A 21,785-nucleotide genomic window follows, 5' to 3' on the forward strand; every position below is an offset into this window, starting at 1 on the left:
CAAGCTTCGGCTCACTCTGTCTGACGCGAGCGGCCTTTTGCCCTGGAGGCCGGTCGCCGGGCCTGAAGCTTGCGGAAGATCGTGCTGCGATTGACTTGAAAAAAATCCGCGACCTTTTGCACGGAACCGTGCACCTGTACAGCCTTCAGCAGAAAATCCCGTTCCATGTCGGCCATGATTTCCTTCAGGGGCCGCCGGGCCGCGAAAATCTCCTCGTCATACAGGGAAACGTCACGATCCGCTCCGGAAATCTGCGCGGGCAGATCTCTTGGCGAAATCAAGGGGCCGTTGAGGGTGATCACCAGGCTGTGGATCAGGTTCTGAAGCTCGCGCACGTTGCCGGGCCAGGCATACCCGCTGAGCAACTCCAGGGTCACGTCCATGAAAGCCATACATTTTCGGTACTTGGCCGTATACTGGCGCAGAAAGTGCTCGGCCAGGGGGCGCACGTCCTCCGGGCGCTCGCGCAAAGGCGGAATCCGCACTGTGGCCACGTTCAGGCGATAATACAAATCACGTCGAAAGGTCCCGGCCTCCACGCTTTCGGCCAGATCGCGATTGGTGGCGGCAATGACACGCACGTCCACCTTGCGCGGCGCGGACGAGCCCACCCTCACTATTTCCCCGTCCTGCAGCACACGCAGCAAACGTGTCTGCATGGCCAGCGGCAACTCGCCCACTTCATCCAAAAAAATAGTGCTGCCGTCGGCGATCTCGAAGTATCCGGCCTTGCCCTTGAGCGAGGCTCCGGTGAACGCGCCGGGCATATAGCCGAACAGCTCGGATTCGGTCAGCGTCTCGGAAATGCCGCCGCAATCCACTTTGAGCAGGACTTTATCCTTGCGCGGGCTCAGGCTGTGGGTCAGGCGGGCAAAAACCTCTTTGCCCGCGCCGGTCTCTCCCAGAATCAGCACTGTGGCGTCGGTGGCGGCAAAGCGCGTCAGCAGCGACACAACCTCGTTCATGGCCTGACCGGCGAAGACCGGCTCGCCGGCACGGGCCTCATGGGCCATATACGCCAATTGATCATTGATTTGATCAATGAGGCGGCACTGCCCGGCTACCTGATCCTGAAGCTGGGCAAGCACGGTGATGTCCCGCGCGAAGGTGACCACCAGGCAGAGCTCCCCGGCCTCGTCAAAAACCGGAAAGCCCGAAAGCACCAGCTTTTTGCCGTTTTTGAGCTGCTGCACATGTGTGACCGGCCTGCCGGTGCGCACTATTTCCGGATTCAGGATGCGATCAAACACGCCCTCTTCCACCAGGGCGCGCACATTCCTGCCCTGCACGTTTTCCTGTTTCAGGCCGGTCAACTGCTCATACATGCGGTTGATGCGCAGGGCCGTGCCCGATGTGTCGGAAATGAACACCCCGTCGGAAAGGGCATCAAGAATGTGTTCAAAGTATTTGGAAAGAAGCTCCGCGGAGCGGCCGGTCATGGCAGTATCCGGATTGAAGTGTCGCCTAGCGCGGAATTTGCACCCGCTCGCCCAGAATGTCCAGTGCGACGCGTTGCAGCCGGGGCAGAACGCCTTCCGCCAATGTGACATCCCCCATGGGCGGTTGGCGATCCAGAAAATGATATTTCTGCGTGCCCAGGCGATGATACGGGAGGAGCTCGTAGGTGACCCGCTCAAAAGGCCGCAGGAAGGAAGCTATGGCGCGGATGGCTTCCTCATTATCGTTAAAGCCGGGAATCACCGGCGTGCGCGCCAGAATGGGCAGATCAGGGAACTCCCCGGCCAGGATGCGGAAATTTTCCAGAATGCGCGCATTGGGCCGGCCGGTCTGGGCCTCATGCACGGCGCTGTCCGGATGTTTGATGTCGAAAAGCGCGTAACTGAGCCAGGGCCCGGCAGCCCGCACGGTTTCCGGCGCGACCATGCCGCAGGTTTCCACCGCGGTTTTGATCCTTCTGCGACGCGCCTCGCGCAGCAGGGCCACGGCAAACTCGCCCTGCAGCAAGGGTTCGCCGCCGGAAAGAGTCATGCCGCCGCTGGAGCGAGTATAAAAGGCGGCATCCTGCTCCACCGCGGCCAGCACGTCCTCAACGCTCCGCTTTTTCCCGTACACCAGAAGGCTCTGGGCCGGACAGGCTTCGGCACAGGGCATGTCGCAGCCCTCGCAACGAGAGCGGTCAATGCGCAGTTTGCCGTCCTCTCCACACGTCAGGGCTTCGCGTGGGCAGGCCGCCAGACAACGCGTGCACTTCTCCAGCGTCAGGCAACGCCCGGCATTGTATGCCAGTTCGGGGCGCGCATTCTGGGATTCGGGATTGCTGCACCAGCGACAGGCGAGCGCGCAGCCCTTGAGAAAAACAATGGTCCGGATGCCCGGCCCGTCATGCACCGAATATTTCTGAATATTGAATACAACGCCTTGCCGTTTACCGTCTTCCTGGCACATACGCCTTCCTTTCCATATGGGGGTATGGCGCGGGAAGAGGGCTGCCCCCCTCCCGCGCCCGGGAACCTCCAGAACCTTTTCCGACTGGAATTATCGCATTGTAATCGGAATCCGCGCCGCTCGCGACCGGGTGGCGACCCGCAGAACCCCTTCAGCCGTTTGAGAGCATTTTGCCAATGAAATCAGCTAGAGCAGATTACCTTTGACTTTTTATGAAAGTCAAAGGTGGCCGCTTTCGCGTCAGCAGAGCATTTTCAAAGAGAAAATGCTCTAAAAGCAATATGCTCCAAGGATAGCTGTGCTGGCTTCATCCCTGACGGCGAAGCCGTCAGGGATGAAGCCAAGGGGCAGCGCTACGCAGGCAAAAGAACCAATGCAGAGACAGCCTCTAGAGAGATCCATGCTCGGTACGAGCGATCAGGTCATTTTGCAGATCCGGCGAAAGATCCACAAAATAGGCGCTGTACCCGGCAATACGCACAATCAGGTTGCGGTATTTCTGCGGATCTTTCTGAGCTGCGAGCAAGGTTTCACGGTTGATCACGTTGAACTGCACATGCCAGAGCTTGAGATCGCAGAACGTACGGATAAAGGAAACCAGCTTTTCCGTGCCCTGCTCCCCTTCCAGGCATTTGGGCGTAAACTTGATGTTCAACATGCGCGCCGCACGGTCGCGCATGCCCATATTCTTGGTATTGTAGTTGGAGAGCAGCACAGCCGTGGGGCCGTTGACGTCCGCGCCGTGCGAGGCGGAAGAGCCATCGGAAAGCGAAAACCACTCGGCGCGGCCGTTGGGCGTGGCGGAAACCACCTTGCCGAAAGGCACATGCGAGGTAAAGGGCACATAGCGCACGTCATTGTGCATGCCCAGATCCTTCATGGCGTATTTGCCGCCGTATTCCACGGAGATTTTGTCAATTTCGCGGCCGATGGCGTCGGCATACTCGTCGTTGTTGCCGTAGCACGGCGCCGAGCGCAACAGAGCGCGTACATCCTCATACCCTTCAAAGTTGGCGTCAAGGGCCTCGATCAACTGCGCCATGCTCAGTTTCTTTTCTTCAAATACCAGTTTTTTGACCGCGGCCAGTGAATCCACCACCGTGCCCAGGCCCATATATTCAAAGTAGCCCAGGTTGATGCCCTCGGGGATCTGCTCCTGATGCAGATCCATGCAGTGCTTCATGCAGAGATCATGCATGGCCGAGCCCATGGGCTGAGCAAAATGCTTGGCGCGCAGCTTGTTGATGATGTACTGCTGGGTGAAGGCTGTTTTCAAAAACAGCACATGCTGCTGCACATAGGCGTTCCAGAACTCTTCCCAGGTTTTGAAGGTGCAAGGGTCGCCGGTTTCCACGCCCAGCACGCGGTCGCCATACTTTTTCATGCGGCCGTTGCGCAAGACCATTTCCACAGCCGCCGCAAAGTTGATGTAGGCGCCGCCCGATGTATAGGTGTCGCGATTGGGCATGCGCGCCTCGGTGCAGCCGGACACCGCATAGTCCAGGGCTTCCTCGAACGTGGCGCCCTTGGAGACATAGAGCGGTATCACTTCCTCATCGTTGATCAGTTTGGGGAAACCGGAGCCGTCCTTGATGGTCTCGGCCACATCCCACAGATAACGCTCGGGCGCGCGGGCATGGATGCGCGCGGCCAGATCCGGATAGTGCAGGGGGAATTCGCGCTTGGACTTGAGAATCAGATAGGTCAGCTCATTGGACGCGTCGCGCCCGTCCGGGGTCTGGCCGCCCACGGTCACGGCTTCCCAATGGGCGTAGCCCTCATTGAAGGCCCCGCCGGTGGGGGAAATGTACATGTCGATGAATTCGGCCATGCCGACCCACATGCATTCCAGAAGCTCAATGGCCTGCTGGTCCGTGATTTTGCCTGCGGCGCGATCCTGTTGATAGTAAGGATAGAAATACTGGTCCATGCGGCCGTTGGAGATGGTGGTGCCGGTCTTCTGCTCCAGGCGGGAGAACATCTGGGTGAACCACTGGCTCTGGCAGGCTTCGTAAAAATCCCTGGCCGGTTCGCCGGGCACGCGTTCGGCATTCTCGGCCATGCGCAGCAATTCAGCCTTGCGTTGCGGGTTCTTTTCCGTGGCGGCCATCTCGCGGGCCAGGACAGCGTGACGCTTGGCCCAGAGCACAATGGCTTCGCAGACGATCACCACGGCTTCCAGGAAGGGCTTTTTCTCGCAAGTGTCTTTGGCGCTCAGGGGATCAAGAGCGGCCAGCTTTTCCTGAGCCTCTTTTTTTATGCCGTTAAAACCGCGTTTGAGGATCTTGGCGTAATCATGCACCCACTGGATGGAAGAGCGAAAGGATGAAGTCTCGTTAACGATGAAGCGGGAAACAAGCCCCTGGGGATCGTCATAGGTCAGCTTGTGCACTTCCGGCGGCAGGGCCGCGTTGAGCGCTTCGTGATAGGTCTTGCCTTTCCAGTACGGAGCTATTTCCTCAATGACGCGTTTGGCGTCTTCCGGCGTGATGGTGGCCGGCGAGGTCTGGCGGGTGGGCAGATCCCGCACCGCGATATCCAGAAAATCACCGTCGAGCTCAGGATACAAAATGCCATAACGGCCGTCGCAACCCGCGCGCCCCAGCAAAAGCTGGTCTTCCTGCACATACACGGTGATGTTTTTTGCGATGTGCATCAAGGCCTTCGCCCAGCGCAACACCAGGGGCTGCCCCTGGGTTTCTTTCATGGATTGGGTGAAGTACAGGGCCCGCTCAATATCAATGCGCGGCTTCTGGCCGTCAAAGCGTTCCAGCAGGCGAAAAACGCGCGCATGCGTTTTCCGAAACCTGTCTTCCTTGCCTTCAATTCTGTCATACAGGCGCTGTTCCTGGGGGGACCGACATTCGCACGTTGTCATGGTCATGGGCTTGGACTCCTCGCGCTGGAAAAGTTTATCCATCTTGCCTTGCGGCATTTCCTCACTTGCCTGCCCTGTGCATGGGCCATGCCAGAACGTGCCTGCCTGTGATTTTAAAGCGTGGTAACGTGACAATGCTCTCACGCCGCACACGCTGCGGCGCGCCGCAACACGGCGTAGATTCTACCGAAAATTGCGTTTTTCGGCAGAACGGAACATTGAGAGGCACTGCGTTTCAAAGGTAATCTGCCCCGGTGAAAAATATCCTGCTGACGGCGCTCCCATGTGTCCTTTGTAGGTTATGCGGCGCATAGTCGCAAATTTGCATCTTCGACGACGTGTTTCGCAGGCTTCAGCGCAAAAACAGGCGCAAAATTGCGACCACCAGGCAAAAACCCTCCAGGCGCAGCCTCCTGGGATGATGCAGGCTGCCTTCATCCGCCCGGCGCACCTGGTTTCTTTTTTCACAAGCATTCCCGCCAAGCACAAAAAGAATTATTCCCAGTTGGTGCAATTTTGCGACTAGCGTTTCCTGTCTTCGCGTGTGCCGCACTTCATATTCCTAATAATACATTGAAATAATACAAGTATTTTTACCATAGCCTACGAGATTTTTCCTGGCGGCATGGCATGCATCTTGAAAAAAGAAAAATATCACACGAATAGTGCAATGCTGCGATGTCGAGCAAGGCACAGTGCGCGGCAAGGAGAAGCAACTTTTACGCAAAGAGTCTGCCTGTAAAGCGCTCGACCGGAAAATACGGCGAACCTTGCCGAGAGCGTTTTGCTAATGAAATTAGCTAAACGCTCTGGCGGCCGCGGGAGCGGACGCCCGCGCCGAATGAGCGTCCAGACCGCGTTCTGGACGCGAAATGATGGCAGCGAAGTGATTGAAAATGAATATTTTCAATCAAAAATTGCCTAGGGTCAGCCGAGCGAAAAAACATACTGTGCCAGGGCTGCCGCATACGATGCGGCAGCCCTGGCGGCGATGCGCCAGCATCGCCCGACACCGCAGGCTTCGTGGGAGCGCAGTACGGCCCCGCCGCCGAAGCGGCTCTCCCAGCGTTTATGGTAACATAGCAAAATTATTGCGTTTACTATTTAGATGTGTCTGCCCTGCATACTATGCAAGTTTCGGAACCGGCCTGCCGAAGCGGGCGGAATACTCAAGGCCAGCCAGGAGAATGTCGCATGAAGATCATTGATTTCCGTTTCCGACCCAACACGCCGGAGATTGTCAACGGCATTAAAAACAGCGCCATGTTCAAGGCAGCCTGCAAGGCTATCGGCTTTGAGCAACGCAAAGCGCAAACCCTGCCGGAGATTGTGGCAGATCTGGATCGCCTCGGCGTGGAACTGGCCGTGATCACCGGCCGGGACTGCGAGACGACCTATGCCTCTCCGGCCAACAACGCCTCTGTGCTGGAATTCTGCCGGGCCTATCCCGAAAAATTTGTGGGGTTCTGGGGCATTGATCCGCACAAAAAAATGGCGGCGGTGCGTGAAATTGAGCGTGCTGTCACAGAGTACGGCATGAAAGGCATGGCCGTTGATCCCTATCTGGCGCATATCCCGGCTTCCGAGGCGCGGTTTTATCCGCTCTACGCCAAGTGCTGCGAACTGGACGTGCCTGTGTTCATTACGATGGCTCCGCCGCCGCAAGTCCCGGGCGCAATCCTGGAATATGCCCATCCGCAGGATGTGGACAAGGTGGCGCGCGACTTTCCGGAGCTGACCCTGATTATGAGCCACGGCGGCTATCCCTTCGTCAATGAAGCCATCTATACCTGCCTGCGCAATGCCAACGTGTACATGGACATCTCCGAATATGAACGCGCGCCCATGATCGACGTCTATGTGCGGGCCATGAACAGCAGCATCGGCGACAAGGTGCTTTTTGCCAGCGCGCATCCTTTCATTGAGCTGGCTGACGCGCTTGAGGCCTATGCGGATTTTGAACTCGGCCCGGATGTCCGCAATAAAATCATGTACGAAAACGCGCGGCGCGTCTTGCGCCTGGCCTGAAAGGACAGGGCTGACGCAGAAGATGCGTCAGCCCTGCCTGAAAAGAGAAGCCGCAGTCAGCGCGTGGAGAGCCTTCCAGAGCAATTTCACTTGAAATTGTTCCAGGGGCTGTCGCCAGAGCGTGTAGCTATTTCCATTAGCAAAACGCTCTAAAGCAAGAACCAATGCAGAGCCAGCCCCTGGCGACACGCAGCCAGGGCCCGACAGCTCCCGCGTGGCCGCGTGAGCGAGCGCAGCCTGAAACTGAATCCCGGCAGTCCGGCAGGTCGGTGCGGCATGATCAAGAAGCGCAACGCCTGCCAAGCAGACGCTGCGCCGGGAAAAGCCCAACCAGACGCCCAAAGCGCCCCCGGTGCGAGCATGCTGCCGCGCTGGGGGCGCGCTTTTCAAGGCAGGAGTAAAAACTATTCTTTTGGAGACGGTATGTCTTGCACATCCGCAATTTTCACGCCGAATTCAGCCACACCCTCAGGCGGCGCATAAAAGAGCACCATAAAGGGCACTTCGCCGCCGTGCGGCACATTGGTATTGTTGGAAAGAATTTCCACCTTGTTATTCAGGAAGGATTCCATCTCCTTCTCACTCAGCACCTGCAACTGAAAAAGCGAAAGCTGGGTGCCGGCCAATTGCTTTTTGACGGCCAGAGGTTTTTTGTCCTTGTCATAGATGGCGGCCTCCACGGCAATCAGCTCCTTGGGCTGCGGGAACTCGTTGACCACCTGCCCTTCAATCACAAAGACCTTGCCCACCTTCTCATTGTCCACATAATACTGGCGCACGTTGCGCATGGTGAGCAATTCCACCTTCTTGGCAAGCTCCTGCTCGGTAAGCGGGCTGGCCGCTTCCCTGGCGGCAAAATACCAGTACGCGCCGCCGCCGATGCAGAGCAGCAACAGGGCCGCGAGCCAGAGTCTGGGACGGCCGGAACGCTGTTTTTTCCGGGCGGGCGGCATTTCGTCGCTTCCCGGAAGTTCGTCGCCGGATACGCGGGGTTCCGGCTGAAAAGGAAAGACAGTCTTGCAGACAGAGCAACGCAGTTTGGCGCCCGCTTTTGCAAGACCGTCGGGCAGGTTGAACCTGCTTGAACACTGAGGACATTTTACTTCCATGCCGCAACTCCACAAACAACAACCGGCCTCAGGCCGGAATGGCTATTCCGGTATAATTTCGCAGATCCCTGGCAAGCCGCGATAGCGCTCAGCGTAGTCCATGCCGTACCCCACGATAAAGCCCCTGCTCAGCTTGAACCCCGCAAAATCCACTTTTACCTCGGCCTCCCGACGCTCATGCTTGTCCACCAGAGCGGCCAGCCGCAGGCTGCGCGGCTTGCGGGCGGCAAACTGATCCAGAAGAAAACGCATGCTGTGCCCGCTGTCCACCACATCTTCCACAATGAGGACATGCTTGTCGCGGATGTCGACTTCCACATCCTTGCTGAAAATCACATGTCCCGAACCGGATGCGTTTTTGCCGTAACTGGAGAGCCGGATGAAATCCAACTCCAGATTATCATTACGCAAAAACCGTACCAGGTCGCTGAAGAAAAGAAAACCGCCTTTCAGCACGCAGACCGCGACCAGGGGTTCCCGGCCGTAAAGCCCGTTGATTTCCCTGGCCAGCGCGCGCACGCGGCTTGCAATCTGCTCCGCGCTGAATACCGGCTTGAGTTCCTTGACCGTGATGGCGTCAGACATGTTCCCCTCGGCTTTTCAAGATGCAGCGGATCGGATGGACCACATGCCGCGCTCATGCTGTGCGGGCCTCTCCCAGATGCAGGAAAACGGCGGTTTCGTCGCAGTCCGGATATTTGGGGCAATGCACGCAGTCGGCCCAGATTTTTTGCGGCAGAATGCTTTTCTCGACCACCTCAAAACCTGAACGGGTAAAAAAGCCTTCCTGATAGGTCAGGGCAAAAATTTTTTGCAGATGCAGCTCCCGGCACTCGCCGAGACAGGCCTGAACGAGACTGCGGCCAATCCCCCGGCGGCGCATATCATCGCGCACCACAAGGGAGCAGATTTCGCCCAGGTCTTCCCAGACCGGCGCAAGGGCGCAGCAGCCCGCCAGCTCGCCGCCCGGCATCTCGGCCACAAAAAAGTTGCGGATATGGCCGTAAAGATAAATCAAGGCGCGCGGCAGCAGCAATCCCTTTTGCGCACAGTGCAGCAAAAGGCCGTGCATGGCTTTGACGTCGTCCAGATGCGCCTTGCGGATCACATACTCCACGGTCATTATTTCTGGCTCAAGAGTTTGTCGATGACCATCTTCAACATGCTTTCGTCAGCCATGCCCGGCTCGGAAAGAACCAACTGGCCGTCTTTGCTGTAAAAAGCGTTATGCGGAATGCTGCTTACCCGGTAGGCCAGCGTTATATCGCGATCGGCCAGATACACGGGATACTCCATACCCATTTTTTTGACAAAAGGCGCCACGGGCCCTGCATCTTCATCCACTGCCAGGCTGATGATCAGCACGCCCTTGTCGGCGTATTCCTTGCTGGTCCTGATCAACTCCGGGATTTCCACGCGGCAGGGAGGGCACCAGGTGGCAAAGAAATTGAGCAGCACCACTTTGCCCCTGTTGCTGGCCAAAAGCTCGGTCAGCCCGGCCAGATTCAGACGAGGCAAAGACCCGGCCAGGGCGGCGCAGGGCAGAAGCAGGCACACCAGCAAGGGCAAAAGTATTTTTTTCATGGCACGATCCGAAGAAAAGTTAAGGGAAAGGGCAGGTCTGAAATAAACATTGTTATCGCGAAAACAAACAGCAGGCCCGCCGCGGAGCCGTTCCCGACAGCAGTAGAGAGCCCCCGGCGCGCAGCCCCACGCCGTTTACAAGAAATTTTTCGCGGCGCGCACCGCGCCCACGGCATCCGCGCAATAGGCATCCGCGCCTATGACATCCGCAAAAGCCTGGGTCACGGCCGCGCCGCCGACCATGACTTTAATGGGCAGCTTTTGCTCCCTGATAATCCGGATAGTGTCTTCCATGCGGATCATGGTTGTGGTCATCAGCGCCGACAGGCCAATGATACGCGCGTTATGCTTCAGGGCGCAAGCCACAATGGCTTGGGCAGGCACGTCTTTGCCCGCGTCAACCACGTCAAAGCCGTGATTGCCGAGCAAAAGGGCCACAATATTTTTGCCGATGTCATGAATATCGCCTTCAACCGTTGCCATGACCACCACCGGGCGCTTTTCCGGCCCCCGTCCGGCCTCCAGGAGCGGCTTGAGCGCGGCGAAAGCCGTCTGCATGGTCTCGGCGGCGCGGATCAACTGGGGCAGAAAGTATTCGCGCCGCTCATAGCGCGCGCCTACCTCGGTAATGGCCGGGATCAGCGTGTCCTGCACCAGGCCGAAGGGCTCGGCCCCGGCGTCCAGTTCCGCCTGCAACAGGCCCAGCACATTTTCCTTGTCCCCTGTGAGCACGGCTTCGCCGAGCGTGGCGGCGGCCCCGGCCTTGCCGCCCTGTACGCCGACGCTGCCGCCCGCGGGCTTCCATTCCGCATACGAGGCGATAAAGGATTCCGCGTGCGGATCATGATCGCAGAGCACATTGAGCGCATCCCTGGCCTCGCGCAAGCGCACGGCAGCGGGATTGGCTATGCAGGAGGTCAGGCCCGCGCCCACGGCCGCGGACAAAAACGTGGCGTTGAGCAGTTCGCGGGCAGGCAGTCCAAAAGAAATATTGGACAGCCCCAAGGTGGTGGGCAGGCCCTGGCTCCGGCACCAGCGGGCCATTTCCAGACATTGCCGGCCGCCTTCCGCCTTGGAGGAGACCGCCAGAGCCAGAATGTCGACCATCATCAGACGCCGCGGAATGCCCAGGTTTTCGGCCTGAAGCAGCAGGTTTTCCACAATGCGGATGCGCTCCGCGGCCTTTACCGGCAGCCTGGCGCCCTGCAGCGGCAGCAGAATAAAGGGCGCGCCGAAATCCCGGCAGAGCGGGCCGAGTTGCGCCATGCGCTCCGCCTCGCCGCTCACGGAATTGACCAGAAACGAGCCCGGACAATACGGCAGCGCCCGCGCAATGGCCTCGGCATTGGAAGAATCCAGGGAGAGCGGCGTTGTCAGCCGCGCCGCCAGGCGCTGCACCAGCTCGGGCAGCAACAGGGCCTCATCCACCAGCGAAGCGCCCACATTCACGTCCAGCACTGCGGCGCCGGCCTCCACCTGCCGGTCAGCCAGTTGCAGAGCCTCGTCGAAACGGCCCTCCTGCAATTCGCGGGTCAGCGTTTTTTTGCCGGTGGGATTAATGCGCTCCCCGATGATGACCAGGGGCTCTTCAGGGCCGATGCGCACCAGTTCCGCGCGGCTGGTCAGGCAGATGCCCTCACGGTGAACGGGTTTTGCGGCCGTGAAAGCCGAGCCGCGCAACACCCGGCAGAGCGCCGCCAGATGCTGCGGCGTCGTGCCGCAGCAACCGCCCAGAATGCGAGCGCCCAGGGCGGCAAAGGCCGCTGTTTTCCGCGCAAATTCCTCTGGTCCCAGGGGAAAAACCGTGGCGCTGCCGCGCAATTCCGGCAGCCCCGCATTGGGTTCGGCCATGACCGGGCAGGCGCAGACGTCAAGCAACCCCTCAACGACCGGCAACATTTGCTCCGGCCCGAGGCTGCAATTGGTGCCCACCACGTCCACGCCGAGATTTTGCATGGTTTCGGCAAAAACAGCCGGCGAGGAGCCTGTCAGGCTCACGCCCTGTTCAAAGGTCATGGAGACCATGATCGGCAGGTCGCACTCCTGGCGGGCGGCCGCCACCGCGGCGCGGGCCTCGGCCAGATCAAACTGGGTTTCAATGAAGATCAGATCCGCGCCCCCGGCCGCCAGGCCGCGGATCTGGGCGGCAAAAGCGGCTATCAGGTCTCGCGGCTCAACCGATCCCAACGGCTTGGCAAACTGGCCGCTGGGCCCCACGTTGCCGGCCACAAAGACCGGACGCCCGGCATCCTCGGCAGCCGCGCGGGCCACTTGGGCCATGCGCTTGTTGAATGCGTGGACATCCATATTTTTCGGCAGCTTGAAGGCATTGCCGCCAAAAGTGCAGGAAGTGAGGATATCCGCCCCGGCATCCACATAGGCTTTATGGATGCCCCGCAACACGTCCGGGCATTCCATGCAGTATTGTTCCGGGCTCATGCCCACCGGCAGCCCGGAGGCTTGCAGCATGGTGCCCATTGCTCCGTCCAGAAGAAGCGGCCGCTCAAGGCCGAGTGCCTGTCTGAAGGTCATCCGAGCCGTCTCCTTCGCTGTATTGTTGTTGGGTGGTCCATCGGCGCGGACCGCGTCGCCTCACGCCCTGCCCGCGCCCTTTGCTCTTGGGTCCGATACCTGTATAGTGGGGATACGGGGACAACAGCCGCCGGCTCACAGCCCTTTGGGCGCGGATACGCCCCTGAAAACGGCAGCCCGGCCGCGGCTGGATTTTTACTACTGAAAAATATTGAAAAGGACAAACCAAAACTATAGCATGACATATTGCCGCACGTTCCGAGCGGCAGTGTTTGAGTATTAATAAAATGAAAAAAAATAGCAAGATAGCGGCTTCTGCGCCGTCTAATGGCGAAAAAAAGAAAACGGCTCTGCGAAAAAGAAAACCTGAAATCGAAGTGCTGAACGTCCCGCAGGAGGCCGAAAAAGAGGAAGAAGATCACGCCCTTGAGTCGCTGGATCTTTTGGACGATGACGCCCTGACTGCCACGGCGGTTCTTGATCTGGACGAGGAAAAGGATGCCGTGCTTGCGGAGCCTGCTTTGGCTTCTGAAGACGGGAACGGCGACGCCCTGCCCGCGCCTGCGGCTCCGCGTCTTCCCTCCCCTGCCGGGAGCCGGGACAGCCTGTATCTTTATCTGCGGGAGGTGAGCCGGTTCCCCATGCTCAAGCCTGACGAAGAGCATGAACTGGCTTTGCGCGTGCGCGATCACAATGATCCCGATGCGGCTTTCCGTCTGGTTTCCTCGCATCTTCGCCTGGTGGTGCGCATTGCCATGGATTTTCAGCGCCGCTGGATGCAGAATGTGCTGGATCTTGTGCAGGAGGGCAATGTGGGCCTGATGCGCGCCGTCAACAAATTCGATCCGGACAAGGGGATCAAGTTTTCCTACTATGCGTCCTTCTGGATCAAGGCGTATATACTCAAGTTCATCATGGACAACTGGCGGATGGTCAAGATAGGCACCACCCAGGTCCAGCGCAAACTGTTCTACAATCTGAACCGCGAACGCCAGAAACTCATTGCCCAGGGCTATGATCCTGACGCGGCCATGCTTTCGGAGCGTCTGGGCGTCACGGAGGAACAAATCAATGAGATGGATCAGCGTCTGGCGTCCACGGATCTTTCGCTGAACATGCAGGTAGGGGAGGATCCGGGCGGAGCCAGCCGCATGGACTTTCTGCCCGCTCTGGGGCCGGGCATTGAAGACACGCTGGCCACAGACGAAATCGCCACTCTGCTGCGCTCACGCTTGAAAAGCATCATGCCCAAACTGAATGAGAAAGAAATCTATATCCTGCAAAACCGCCTGCTCACTGACGAGCCGGTCACCTTGCGCGAGATAGGCGAACGGTATAACGTCACGCGGGAGCGCGTCCGCCAGTTGGAGGCCCGGCTGCTGGAAAAAATCCGCCAGCATCTGTCGTTGGACATCAAGGACTTTTCAGATGCATGGATACAATCGTAAATGAAACAAAATACTATAGCGTTGCTTTGCGCTCTGGCGTTCATTGCAATCGCGTCCTTCTCTCTTCTCGGTTGCGGCGGCTGTGCCGGCGGCAAACCCGGCGCAAGGCAGGATGCCGGGAGCCCGGATGCGCCCCTGGAGGCGGTGCCCCGGAATCCGCAGCCCTCTCCCCTGCAGGACGTGGCCGTGCGCCCGGTGGAATCCGCGCTCTCGCCCGATGCCCAGTGCACCTTTGCCTATCTGATCTATATCCAGGCGCTGACCGACGAGGATGAAGACGCGCTGATCCTGGCGGCGGCACAACTCAAAAAGGCGCGCGTTCCAGCCAGGATCTGGCTTGAGGGCGGCGTCTGGCTGATGAGCCGCAAATCGCCCAAGGTTCTGGATCTTCTGGAACAGGCCCTGGCGGTCTGGCCGCAGGATCTGTCGCTCAACCTGCTCCATGCCGAAGCCCTCATGGAACACGGCATGCCCGAAAAGGGCGTCGCGCTCATGCGAGGCTATCTGCAGGCCCATCCCGAATCGCTGGACGCCCGTCTGGAGCTGGCTCTGCTGCTGGTCAAAAGCAAGCAGTTCCAGGAGGCCGAAAAACTGCTCGACACCATACCGGCCAGGCAACGTTCGCCTCTGGTGGACTATTATCACGCCAGGGCGCTGATCGGCATGCAACGTCCCGGCGAGGCCATCCCCTATCTTCAGAAGGCCATCAAGGATCTTCCCGATTTCGTGGAAGCAATGGCCGAACTGGCTTTTCTTTATGAGCAGCGCTCGGATCTGCGCCAGGCCCGGGCCGTCTATGAACGACTGCTCAAGCTCAACTTTTCCTCCCAGGATGTGGCTCTCAGGCTGATCAGCATTTCCCTGCGCCTGAAACAGCCGGAAAAGGCCCTGCAATATATGCGTCGGGCGCCTGACACCCTGCCCTTCAAGCTCACAGTGGCCAGCATGTTCATGGAGTCGCGCCATTATCTTCAAGCCGAAAGTCTGCTCAAGCAAATCGAGGCGGAAGGCGGCGCGCCCAGTCAGGTCTATCTCTTGCTGGCTGACCTGACCTACGAGCAACGCCGCGATCTCCCCATGGCCATTGCCTGGCTGGATAAAATGCCCCCCAAAAGCAAACATGCCGCCAGGGCCGAGCTGTTGCGCGCGCAACTGCTGGCCGAAGCCGGGCAGAATGAGGCCGCGCTCGCAGTCGTGCGGCAGGGCCAGCGGGACTATGCCGAAGTTCCCGACTTCTGGGAATTTGAAATTCGTTTGCAGGCGCGGCAGAAGCAAATGACGACAGCGCTCGAAAGCGCTCGAAACGCAGTGAAAAAATGGCCCGACAATACTGACCTGAGTTTTTTGCTGGGTTCCCTGCTGGATGAAAACGGCGACAAAAAGGCCGCTTTCGCGGTCATGGAAAAGATTCTGGAACGTCAGCCGGACAATTTCCAGGCCCTCAATTATGTGGGCTACACCCTGGCCGAAGAAAACCGCGACCTGGAACGTGCCGTGAAACTCCTCATCCGGGCTGACGAGCTTTCGCCAAATCAATCCTATATCGTGGACTCCCTGGCCTGGGCTCTCTTCAAATCCGGGCGTCTTGACGAGGCGCTGAAGGAAATTCGCCGGGCCGTGACTCTGGGAGAGGATGTGGATCCCTCCATCTGGGAGCATTACGGCGACATTGCTTCGCGCATGGGCCTCAAGGACGAAGCCCGCAAGGCTTACAACAATGCTCTGGAACGCAAACCCGACAATGCCGAGGCCCTGCGGCAGCGTCTCTCAAAACTATGAAAAAGATCCTGCTGTTCTGCGTGGCTGTTCTGCTCTGCGCCTGCGCCAAACAGCCGCCTGTCGAGCGCGGCCCTGAAACGCAGACGCAATTGGATAGCCGGTGGCTGAAATTCACCGCGCTCAGCGCGGCGGTTCCCGCCAGCCCCTACCGCTTGCAACTGAGCATGCGTTTCGGGGCCAAAGGCGATACCCGCCGCGTCACGGCGCTGTTCTGGGGAAACAGCGAACGGCAACTGCGCCTGGATGTCATGGCAGGCGTGGGCGCGGTGGTGGCCAAGATCCTTGAAGACGGCCAGCACTTCCTGGTCTACAGCCCAAGAGAAAACAAAGGCTATTTCTATCAGGGAGCGTCGCAGCCGCTTTTGCAGGTCGGCGTGCCGGTGCCCTTTGATCTCGGGCATCTGGCGGATCTGCTCAATGGCCGCTATGCCGCCGTATTCGGTGAGAATTTTGCCGCGGCTTCCAGTCTGAAAGACGGCCTGGCGCGTTACGAGCTTCCCGGCACGCCGGGGGGGAGCCTGGACCTCAACAGTCAGGGCTTGCCGGTCTTCTGGCGTGAATCGTCCGACGGGGGCAGAGGCTGGAGCATGGAAATCGCGTATGACGACGGCGTCCATCCCCCCCTGCCGCGTCGCCTGACCCTGATCCACAGTAACGGCAAGCGCGCGATTTTGCTGGTCAAGGAAAGGGAAAAACCGGCCACTGCCTTTACTGCGGAACAGATGAGCCTTGCCTTGCCTGAAAGCGCGCCCCTGCTGCCCTTGGCTCAGTATAAAAACCAGTAGCCTGCCGCTCCCTGAGGGCTGGCAGACGTTGCAACAGCGGGAGTTTTTATGCAACGCGTTCACTTTGCATCGGATCACGCCGGATTTGAGCTGAAAGAAGTTTTGGCCCGGGCAGTAAAGGATCTGGGGCATGAAGTCATTGATCACGGCACCTTCTCCAAAGAAAGTTGCGATTACCCGGTGTTCGCGCATAAGCTCTGCGATGCTGTGGAGCAGGACGCCTGCCCGGGGATTTTGATTTGCGGCACGGGCATCGGCATGTCCATTGCCGCCAACCGGCATCCGGGCATCCGGGCGGCGCTGTGCGGCACGGAACTGCATGCCCGCCTGGCGCGCCGCCACAATAACGCCAATGTGCTGTGCCTGGGTTCGCGCGTCACCGGCGTTGAGCTGGCGCTCGCAATCATGACCGCGTTTCTGGAAAGCAGCTTTGAGAACGGCCGCCATCAGCGCCGCCTGGATCAGCTCAATATCCCCTGCCGCGGCTTCTGAAACAGATTTTCACCAACGGCGAAACACGTTCAATTTTATTTTGTTTTAAAGGATTGCCATGCTGCTTTACAATACTCTGGGGCGTCAGAAAGAAGAATTCATTCCGGTTCGGCCGGGCAAGGTCAACATGTATGTCTGCGGCATCACAGCCTATGACTATTGTCACATCGGCCATGCGCGCTCGGCCCTGGTCTTCGACGTCCTTGTCCGCCATCTGCGCCATCGTGGTCTTGATGTTTTTTTTGTCCGCAACTTTACCGACGTGGATGACAAAATCATCAATCGCGCCAACAAGGAAGGCCGCGCCTGGCGGGAAGTGGCACAGACGTATATTGACGCCTTTCATGAAGACATGGATCGCCTGCATGTGCTGCGCGCCGACGCCGAACCCCGCGCCACGGAGTATATAGCGGAGATAGAGGCGCTCTGCGCAAAATTGATTGCCGAAGGCAAAGCCTATGCCGCGCCTTCCGGCGACGTGTATTTCAGGGTTCGTTCCTATGCGCCGTACGGCAAGCTCTCCGGGCGCGGCCTGGACGAGCTCCTGTCCGGCGCGCGCGTGGCCCCGGGCGAAGAAAAGGAAGACCCTCTGGATTTTGCGCTCTGGAAGGCGGCCAAACCCGGCGAACCCTCCTGGGAGAGCCCCTGGGGCCAGGGGCGGCCGGGCTGGCACATCGAATGCTCGGCCATGAGCGCCCCTTACCTGCCCCTGGATATCCACGGCGGCGGCCAGGATTTGATCTTTCCCCATCATGAGAATGAAATTGCGCAGTCCGAGGCTGCTTGCCGTTGTGAGCTGGCCCGTTACTGGGTGCATAACGGTTTTGTGCAGGTCAATGCCGAGAAAATGTCCAAATCCCTGGGCAATTTCAAAACCATCCGCGACATTTTGGAGAGCTATCTGCCGGAAACCCTGCGCTTTTTCCTGTTGGGAAAACACTATCGCAGCCCCATTGACTTTACCCCCGAAGGGATGGACGAGGCGGAAAAGGCCCAGCACCGGGTCTATGCGTCCATGCTGGAAGCCGAGAAAGCGCTTGCCCGGAGCACATGGAAAAAATCGCCCCTGCCCCAACAGTTGCTTCAGGAGTGGGCGGCCTTGCCGCAGGCCTTTGAGGCCTCACTGGACGACGATCTGAACACCGCGCAAGCTCTGGGGCAGATATTTTCGCAAGTGCGCATCGTCAACCGCCTGCTGGAAGAAAAAAGCCTGCGCTCGTCGGAAGGCGCGCGCGGATTGCTGGAAGAATTTCTGGAACGCAGCCGCAACTGGGAGGCGCAGCTCGGTCTTTTCGGCCGGGAGCCCGCCGCTTTTCTGGCTGATTTGCGCGCCATGCGCGGCAAACGCAAAAACCTTGATCTGCATGCCGTGGAATCGCTGCTGCACGAGCGCCAGGACGCCCGCAGCAGAAAGGATTTCGCGCGTTCCGACGCTCTCCGCGACCGCTTGCTTGCCCTGGGCGTCACTGTGCGCGATACGCCGGAAGGGCAGACCTGGGATCTTGAATAGCGTTTCCGGCTCAGCCCCTTGGGGGCAGAGGATGACTATGCTGTTCCGCCATACACGCACACGCCGCTGGGCGGCCCTGCTCGCCCTGCTCGGCTTTTTGCTGCCGCAGATCATTCCCGCTGCCGCTCAGGCCTTTTTCTTTGGCGGGGTTTCGATCAAAGATGAAAAGGATATGGGCCGCAAGTTCGACATCATGGTCCGTTCAAGCCTGTCCGTGGTCGACGACCCGGAAGTGAGCCAATATGTGAAGTATCTGCTTGATCGCCTGGTCAGTGCCCTCCCTCCCCAGCCGTTTGATTTCAAGGCTACGGCGGTTCTGCATAATTCCTTGAACGCCTTTGCCGTGCCGGGCGGCTATGTCTTCGTCTTCACGGGCCTGATCATGAATCTGGATCGGGAGGATGAGCTGGCCGGAGTGCTGGCCCACGAGCTGGCCCATGTGACCCAGCGCCATGTGGCTTCGCGCCTGGAGCGGGCCCAGTACCTGACAGTCGGCTCGCTGCTGCTGGCCATTGCCGGCGTGGCGGCGGGCGGAGCCGGCGGCGGCGCGCTGGCGATGGGCGCTTTGGGGGCCGGGCAGTCGGCTATGCTCAACTACAGCCGCGTGGATGAAAACGAGGCCGATCATATTGGCCTGCAATATCTGACGGCGGCAGGCTATCCGCCCGGCGGCATGGCAGGCGGTTTCAAGGTCTTGCGCCAGAAAAGCTGGATGAGCGGCACGAGCGTGCCCACCTATCTTTCCACCCACCCGGCCATAGGGGACCGCATAAACGGCTTGCAGGCCCGGATCAAGACCCTGCCCGCGCAGGTTCAAAACCGCAGGCTGGACAACCGGCGCTTCATCCGCGTCAAAACGCTGCTCTGGGCCCGGTACGGCGATGAGCAGGCCGCCCTGCAACGCTTTTCAGGCAAAGACGGGCTTTCGCAGATGGGGCGGGGCATCGTGCTTGCCCGCCAGAACCGAATCAATGAAGCCAGCGCCGCTTTTGACCGGGCTCTTGCCGCAGCCCCCGCCGATCCGCTGGTGCTGCGCGAAGCCGGAGCCTTTCATTACCGCAAGGGCGACATGAACCGGGCGGACGGGCTCTTGCGCCAGGCCATGCGCCTGGATCCGCGCGACTACATGGCCGCTTTTTTCTACGCCCGCATGTTGGATGAAACCGGAAACCCGGCCCAGGCGGGCAAGTATTATACGGATGTGCTGCGCTATGTGCCTGAAGATGCCGAAGTGCATCAGGCCTTTGCCCGTTCCCTGGGAAAAAGCGGAAAGACCCTGGAGGCCTATGTGCATATGACGTACAGCGCCCTCTACTCCAACAACAGAAAATTGACTGAACGTTACTTTAATCAGGCCAAAGGCCTGGCAAATCACGCTGCGGACAAGCGGCCCTTCCAACGGCTGGAAGCGGCGTACAAAGAACGCAAGGAAATATGGGACAAGAATTGATGCAAACGCACGCCACAACCATACTGGCAGTGAAAAAGGACGGGCATGTGGCCATGGCCGGCGACGGGCAGGTGACCCTGGGCCAGAATATGATCATGAAGCATTCGGCCCAAAAGGTGCGTCGTCTTCATGATGGCAGGATTCTCGCGGGTTTTGCCGGGGCCACGGCCGATGCCTTTACCCTTTTTGAGCTTTTCGAGGCCAAACTGAAAGAAGTGCGCGGCAATCTGCTGCGCGCGGCCGTGGAAATGACCAAGGAATGGCGCAAGGACAAATACCTGCGCAAGCTTGAGGCCATGCTGCTGCTGGCCGACAACGAGCATCTGCTCATTGTATCGGGCACGGGTGATGTCATTGAGCCTGACGACGACGTAGCGGCCATCGGCAGCGGCGGCCCGTTTGCTCTGGCCGCGGCCAGGGCCTTGCGGCGGCACAGCGGGCTGGACGCCGAGGCTGTTGTGCGTGAATCCATGCGCATTGCTTCCGAAATTTGCGTATACACCAACGATCATCTGACGGTTGAGCTTTTATAGCTTGCCTCATGACGTGAAAAGGCCAGCGCGCACCATCTTCCGTCCGGGCAACAGGGGCGGCCGCCTGCGTTGCCCCGGCCGCATTTAGAGCGTTTTGCTAATGAAATTAGCTAAACGCTCTGGCGACAGCGTTAGCTGGCGCCCGCGCCGAATGAGCGTCCAGACCGCGTTCTGGACGCGAAATGATGGCAGCGAAGTGATTGAAAATGGATATTTTCAATCAAAAAAAATACTCTAAGGAATCAGCCCATGATCCACATCACAGCGGGTTGCAAAGTCAATCTGGGTCTGCGCGTCACGGGCGTGCGGGCTGACGGCTATCACGAGCTGGACTCCTTTTTCTATCCCCTGCCAAGCCCCTGCGATCATCTCGGCATCAGCCTTTTGGAGAAGCCGGGGCTCATTCTTCGCTGCAACGCCCCGGGCATTGATCTCACATGCAATACCCTGACCAGGGCGTACGCGGCTTTTGCCGAAGCAGCGGGCGGCGCTCCCGGCATTGAGCTGGAACTGAAAAAGGGCATTCCGGTGGGGGCCGGCCTCGGCGGGGGAAGCAGCGATGCGGCCGCTCTGCTGCTCTGGCTCAACAGTCGGCTCACCAGGCCTTTCAATCAGGCGGGCTTGATTGAAATCGCTCTGCGGGTGGGCGCGGATACCCCCTTTTTCCTGCAACATTCTCCCTGCCGGGTGCGCGGCATAGGCGAAAGGCTGACGCCCCTTGCCCATGATTTTTCAGGCTACCGTCTGGTGCTGGTCTGCCCGGATATCTCTGTCAGCACCTCCTGGGCTTTTGCCCGCTATGACGAGCTTTGCGCGGCTCCGACAGCGACTGCCGCGCAAAAGAGCTTGACAAAGCGCCCCTGCAAGGCTAATGGAACTTCTCTCCCGGGACCGGGGGGCAGCGAAGCCGCGGACGCCTGGTCCCTCCGGGAGATCGGCAACGATCTGGAGGCCGCCGTGTTTCCCCGGTATCCGCAGCTGGCGGCCATCAAGGCGGATCTGTTGCGTCTGGGGGCTGACGCGGCCTGCATGAGCGGCAGCGGATCCAGCATCGTTGGCGTGTTCGGTCGCGCTGAAGCCGCGCTGGCCGCCAAGGCTGCGGAAGCGTTGCGGAAAGAGAAAAGACGCGTTTTTCTGCTGCAGTTGTGACGTACTGGGATGTAGCCAAGTGGTAAGGCAACGGGTTTTGGCTCCGTCATTCGAAGGTTCGAACCCTTCCATCCCAGCCATACCTTGCTCCTGCGACAGTGC

Annotated in this window: 17 protein-coding genes and 1 tRNA gene; 10 read left to right on the top strand and 8 right to left on the bottom strand. The window is 59.2% G+C overall.

The features are described from left to right. Positions 1 to 11 precede the first annotated feature (11 nt). From G7Y51_RS00085 to G7Y51_RS00095, 3 genes are all read right to left on the bottom strand, one after another. The gene (locus tag G7Y51_RS00085) at positions 12 to 1,439 is read right to left on the bottom strand and encodes a sigma 54-interacting transcriptional regulator (protein ID WP_165174403.1); all 1,428 of its coding nucleotides are present in this window, start codon (positions 1,437 to 1,439) and stop codon (positions 12 to 14) included. A gap of 25 nt (positions 1,440 to 1,464) precedes the next feature. Next, positions 1,465 to 2,406: a glycyl-radical enzyme activating protein gene (locus G7Y51_RS00090; protein WP_165174404.1), complete on the bottom strand. Its 942-nt coding sequence runs from the start codon at positions 2,404 to 2,406 to the stop codon at positions 1,465 to 1,467. A gap of 388 nt (positions 2,407 to 2,794) precedes the next feature. Next, positions 2,795 to 5,290: a glycyl radical protein gene (locus G7Y51_RS00095; protein ID WP_165174495.1), complete on the bottom strand. Its 2,496-nt coding sequence runs from the start codon at positions 5,288 to 5,290 to the stop codon at positions 2,795 to 2,797. A 1,188-nt stretch (positions 5,291 to 6,478) separates the two neighbouring features. Here G7Y51_RS00095 and G7Y51_RS00100 point away from each other — a divergent pair. After that, positions 6,479 to 7,312, top strand: a complete 834-nt coding sequence (locus G7Y51_RS00100; protein WP_165174405.1) for an amidohydrolase family protein — start codon at positions 6,479 to 6,481, stop codon at positions 7,310 to 7,312. 404 nt (positions 7,313 to 7,716) lie between these two features. Here the strand turns inward: G7Y51_RS00100 and G7Y51_RS00105 are convergent, their stop codons facing one another. The 5 genes from G7Y51_RS00105 to G7Y51_RS00125 form a co-directional block, all read right to left on the bottom strand. Next, positions 7,717 to 8,421 (bottom strand): zinc-ribbon and DUF3426 domain-containing protein, encoded by a 705-nt coding sequence (locus G7Y51_RS00105; protein WP_165174406.1) that lies wholly within the window; start codon positions 8,419 to 8,421, stop codon positions 7,717 to 7,719. 42 nt (positions 8,422 to 8,463) lie between these two features. After that, positions 8,464 to 9,006, bottom strand: coding sequence for a hypoxanthine phosphoribosyltransferase (hpt, locus tag G7Y51_RS00110; protein ID WP_165174407.1), 543 nt, complete (start codon positions 9,004 to 9,006; stop codon positions 8,464 to 8,466). Positions 9,007 to 9,058: 52 nt separating this feature from the next. Continuing rightward, on the bottom strand, positions 9,059 to 9,544 hold the full coding sequence (locus G7Y51_RS00115; RefSeq protein ID WP_165174408.1) for an N-acetyltransferase: 486 nt from the start codon (positions 9,542 to 9,544) through the stop codon (positions 9,059 to 9,061). Continuing rightward, entirely contained in the window at positions 9,544 to 10,005 is a 462-nt protein-coding gene (locus G7Y51_RS00120) for a TlpA disulfide reductase family protein (RefSeq protein WP_165174409.1), read from the bottom strand. The genes G7Y51_RS00115 and G7Y51_RS00120 overlap by 1 nt, the downstream gene beginning before the upstream one ends. 135 nt (positions 10,006 to 10,140) lie before the next feature. Continuing rightward, the gene (locus G7Y51_RS00125; RefSeq protein WP_165174410.1) at positions 10,141 to 12,537 is read right to left on the bottom strand and encodes a homocysteine S-methyltransferase family protein; all 2,397 of its coding nucleotides are present in this window, start codon (positions 12,535 to 12,537) and stop codon (positions 10,141 to 10,143) included. A 377-nt stretch (positions 12,538 to 12,914) separates the two neighbouring features. Between G7Y51_RS00125 and G7Y51_RS00130 the strand changes: the two genes are divergently transcribed. The 9 genes from G7Y51_RS00130 (at position 12,915) to G7Y51_RS00170 (ending at position 21,763) form a co-directional block, all read left to right on the top strand. Then, complete coding sequence (locus tag G7Y51_RS00130) at positions 12,915 to 13,985, top strand: RNA polymerase factor sigma-32 (RefSeq protein ID WP_241160075.1); 1,071 nt, start codon at positions 12,915 to 12,917, stop codon at positions 13,983 to 13,985. Beyond that, the gene (locus tag G7Y51_RS00135; RefSeq protein ID WP_165174412.1) at positions 13,986 to 15,764 is read left to right on the top strand and encodes a tetratricopeptide repeat protein; all 1,779 of its coding nucleotides are present in this window, start codon (positions 13,986 to 13,988) and stop codon (positions 15,762 to 15,764) included. Next, positions 15,761 to 16,549, top strand: coding sequence for a hypothetical protein (locus tag G7Y51_RS00140; RefSeq protein WP_165174413.1), 789 nt, complete (start codon positions 15,761 to 15,763; stop codon positions 16,547 to 16,549). The genes G7Y51_RS00135 and G7Y51_RS00140 overlap by 4 nt, the downstream gene beginning before the upstream one ends. Positions 16,550 to 16,597: 48 nt before the next feature. Further along, positions 16,598 to 17,041, top strand: coding sequence for a ribose 5-phosphate isomerase B (gene rpiB / locus G7Y51_RS00145; RefSeq protein WP_165174414.1), 444 nt, complete (start codon positions 16,598 to 16,600; stop codon positions 17,039 to 17,041). Positions 17,042 to 17,099: 58 nt separating this feature from the next. Beyond that, positions 17,100 to 18,551 (top strand): cysteine--tRNA ligase, encoded by a 1,452-nt coding sequence (cysS, locus tag G7Y51_RS00150; RefSeq protein ID WP_165174415.1) that lies wholly within the window; start codon positions 17,100 to 17,102, stop codon positions 18,549 to 18,551. Positions 18,552 to 18,588: 37 nt separating this feature from the next. Continuing rightward, entirely contained in the window at positions 18,589 to 20,001 is a 1,413-nt protein-coding gene (locus G7Y51_RS00155; protein ID WP_165174496.1) for a M48 family metallopeptidase, read from the top strand. Then, complete coding sequence (hslV, locus tag G7Y51_RS00160; RefSeq protein WP_165069896.1) at positions 20,001 to 20,534, top strand: ATP-dependent protease subunit HslV; 534 nt, start codon at positions 20,001 to 20,003, stop codon at positions 20,532 to 20,534. Before G7Y51_RS00155 ends, hslV begins: the two co-directional genes overlap by 1 nt. A gap of 249 nt (positions 20,535 to 20,783) precedes the next feature. Then, positions 20,784 to 21,683 carry a 4-(cytidine 5'-diphospho)-2-C-methyl-D-erythritol kinase gene (gene ispE, locus G7Y51_RS00165; RefSeq protein ID WP_165174416.1) on the top strand — a complete coding sequence of 300 codons (900 nt, stop codon included), beginning with the start codon at positions 20,784 to 20,786 and terminating at the stop codon, positions 21,681 to 21,683. A 5-nt stretch (positions 21,684 to 21,688) separates the two neighbouring features. Then, positions 21,689 to 21,763, top strand: a tRNA-Gln gene (locus G7Y51_RS00170). Positions 21,764 to 21,785: the final 22 nt, after the last annotated feature.

This window comes from Desulfovibrio sp. ZJ369, assembly GCF_011039085.1.
Taxonomy (GTDB): domain Bacteria; phylum Desulfobacterota; class Desulfovibrionia; order Desulfovibrionales; family Desulfovibrionaceae; genus Desulfovibrio.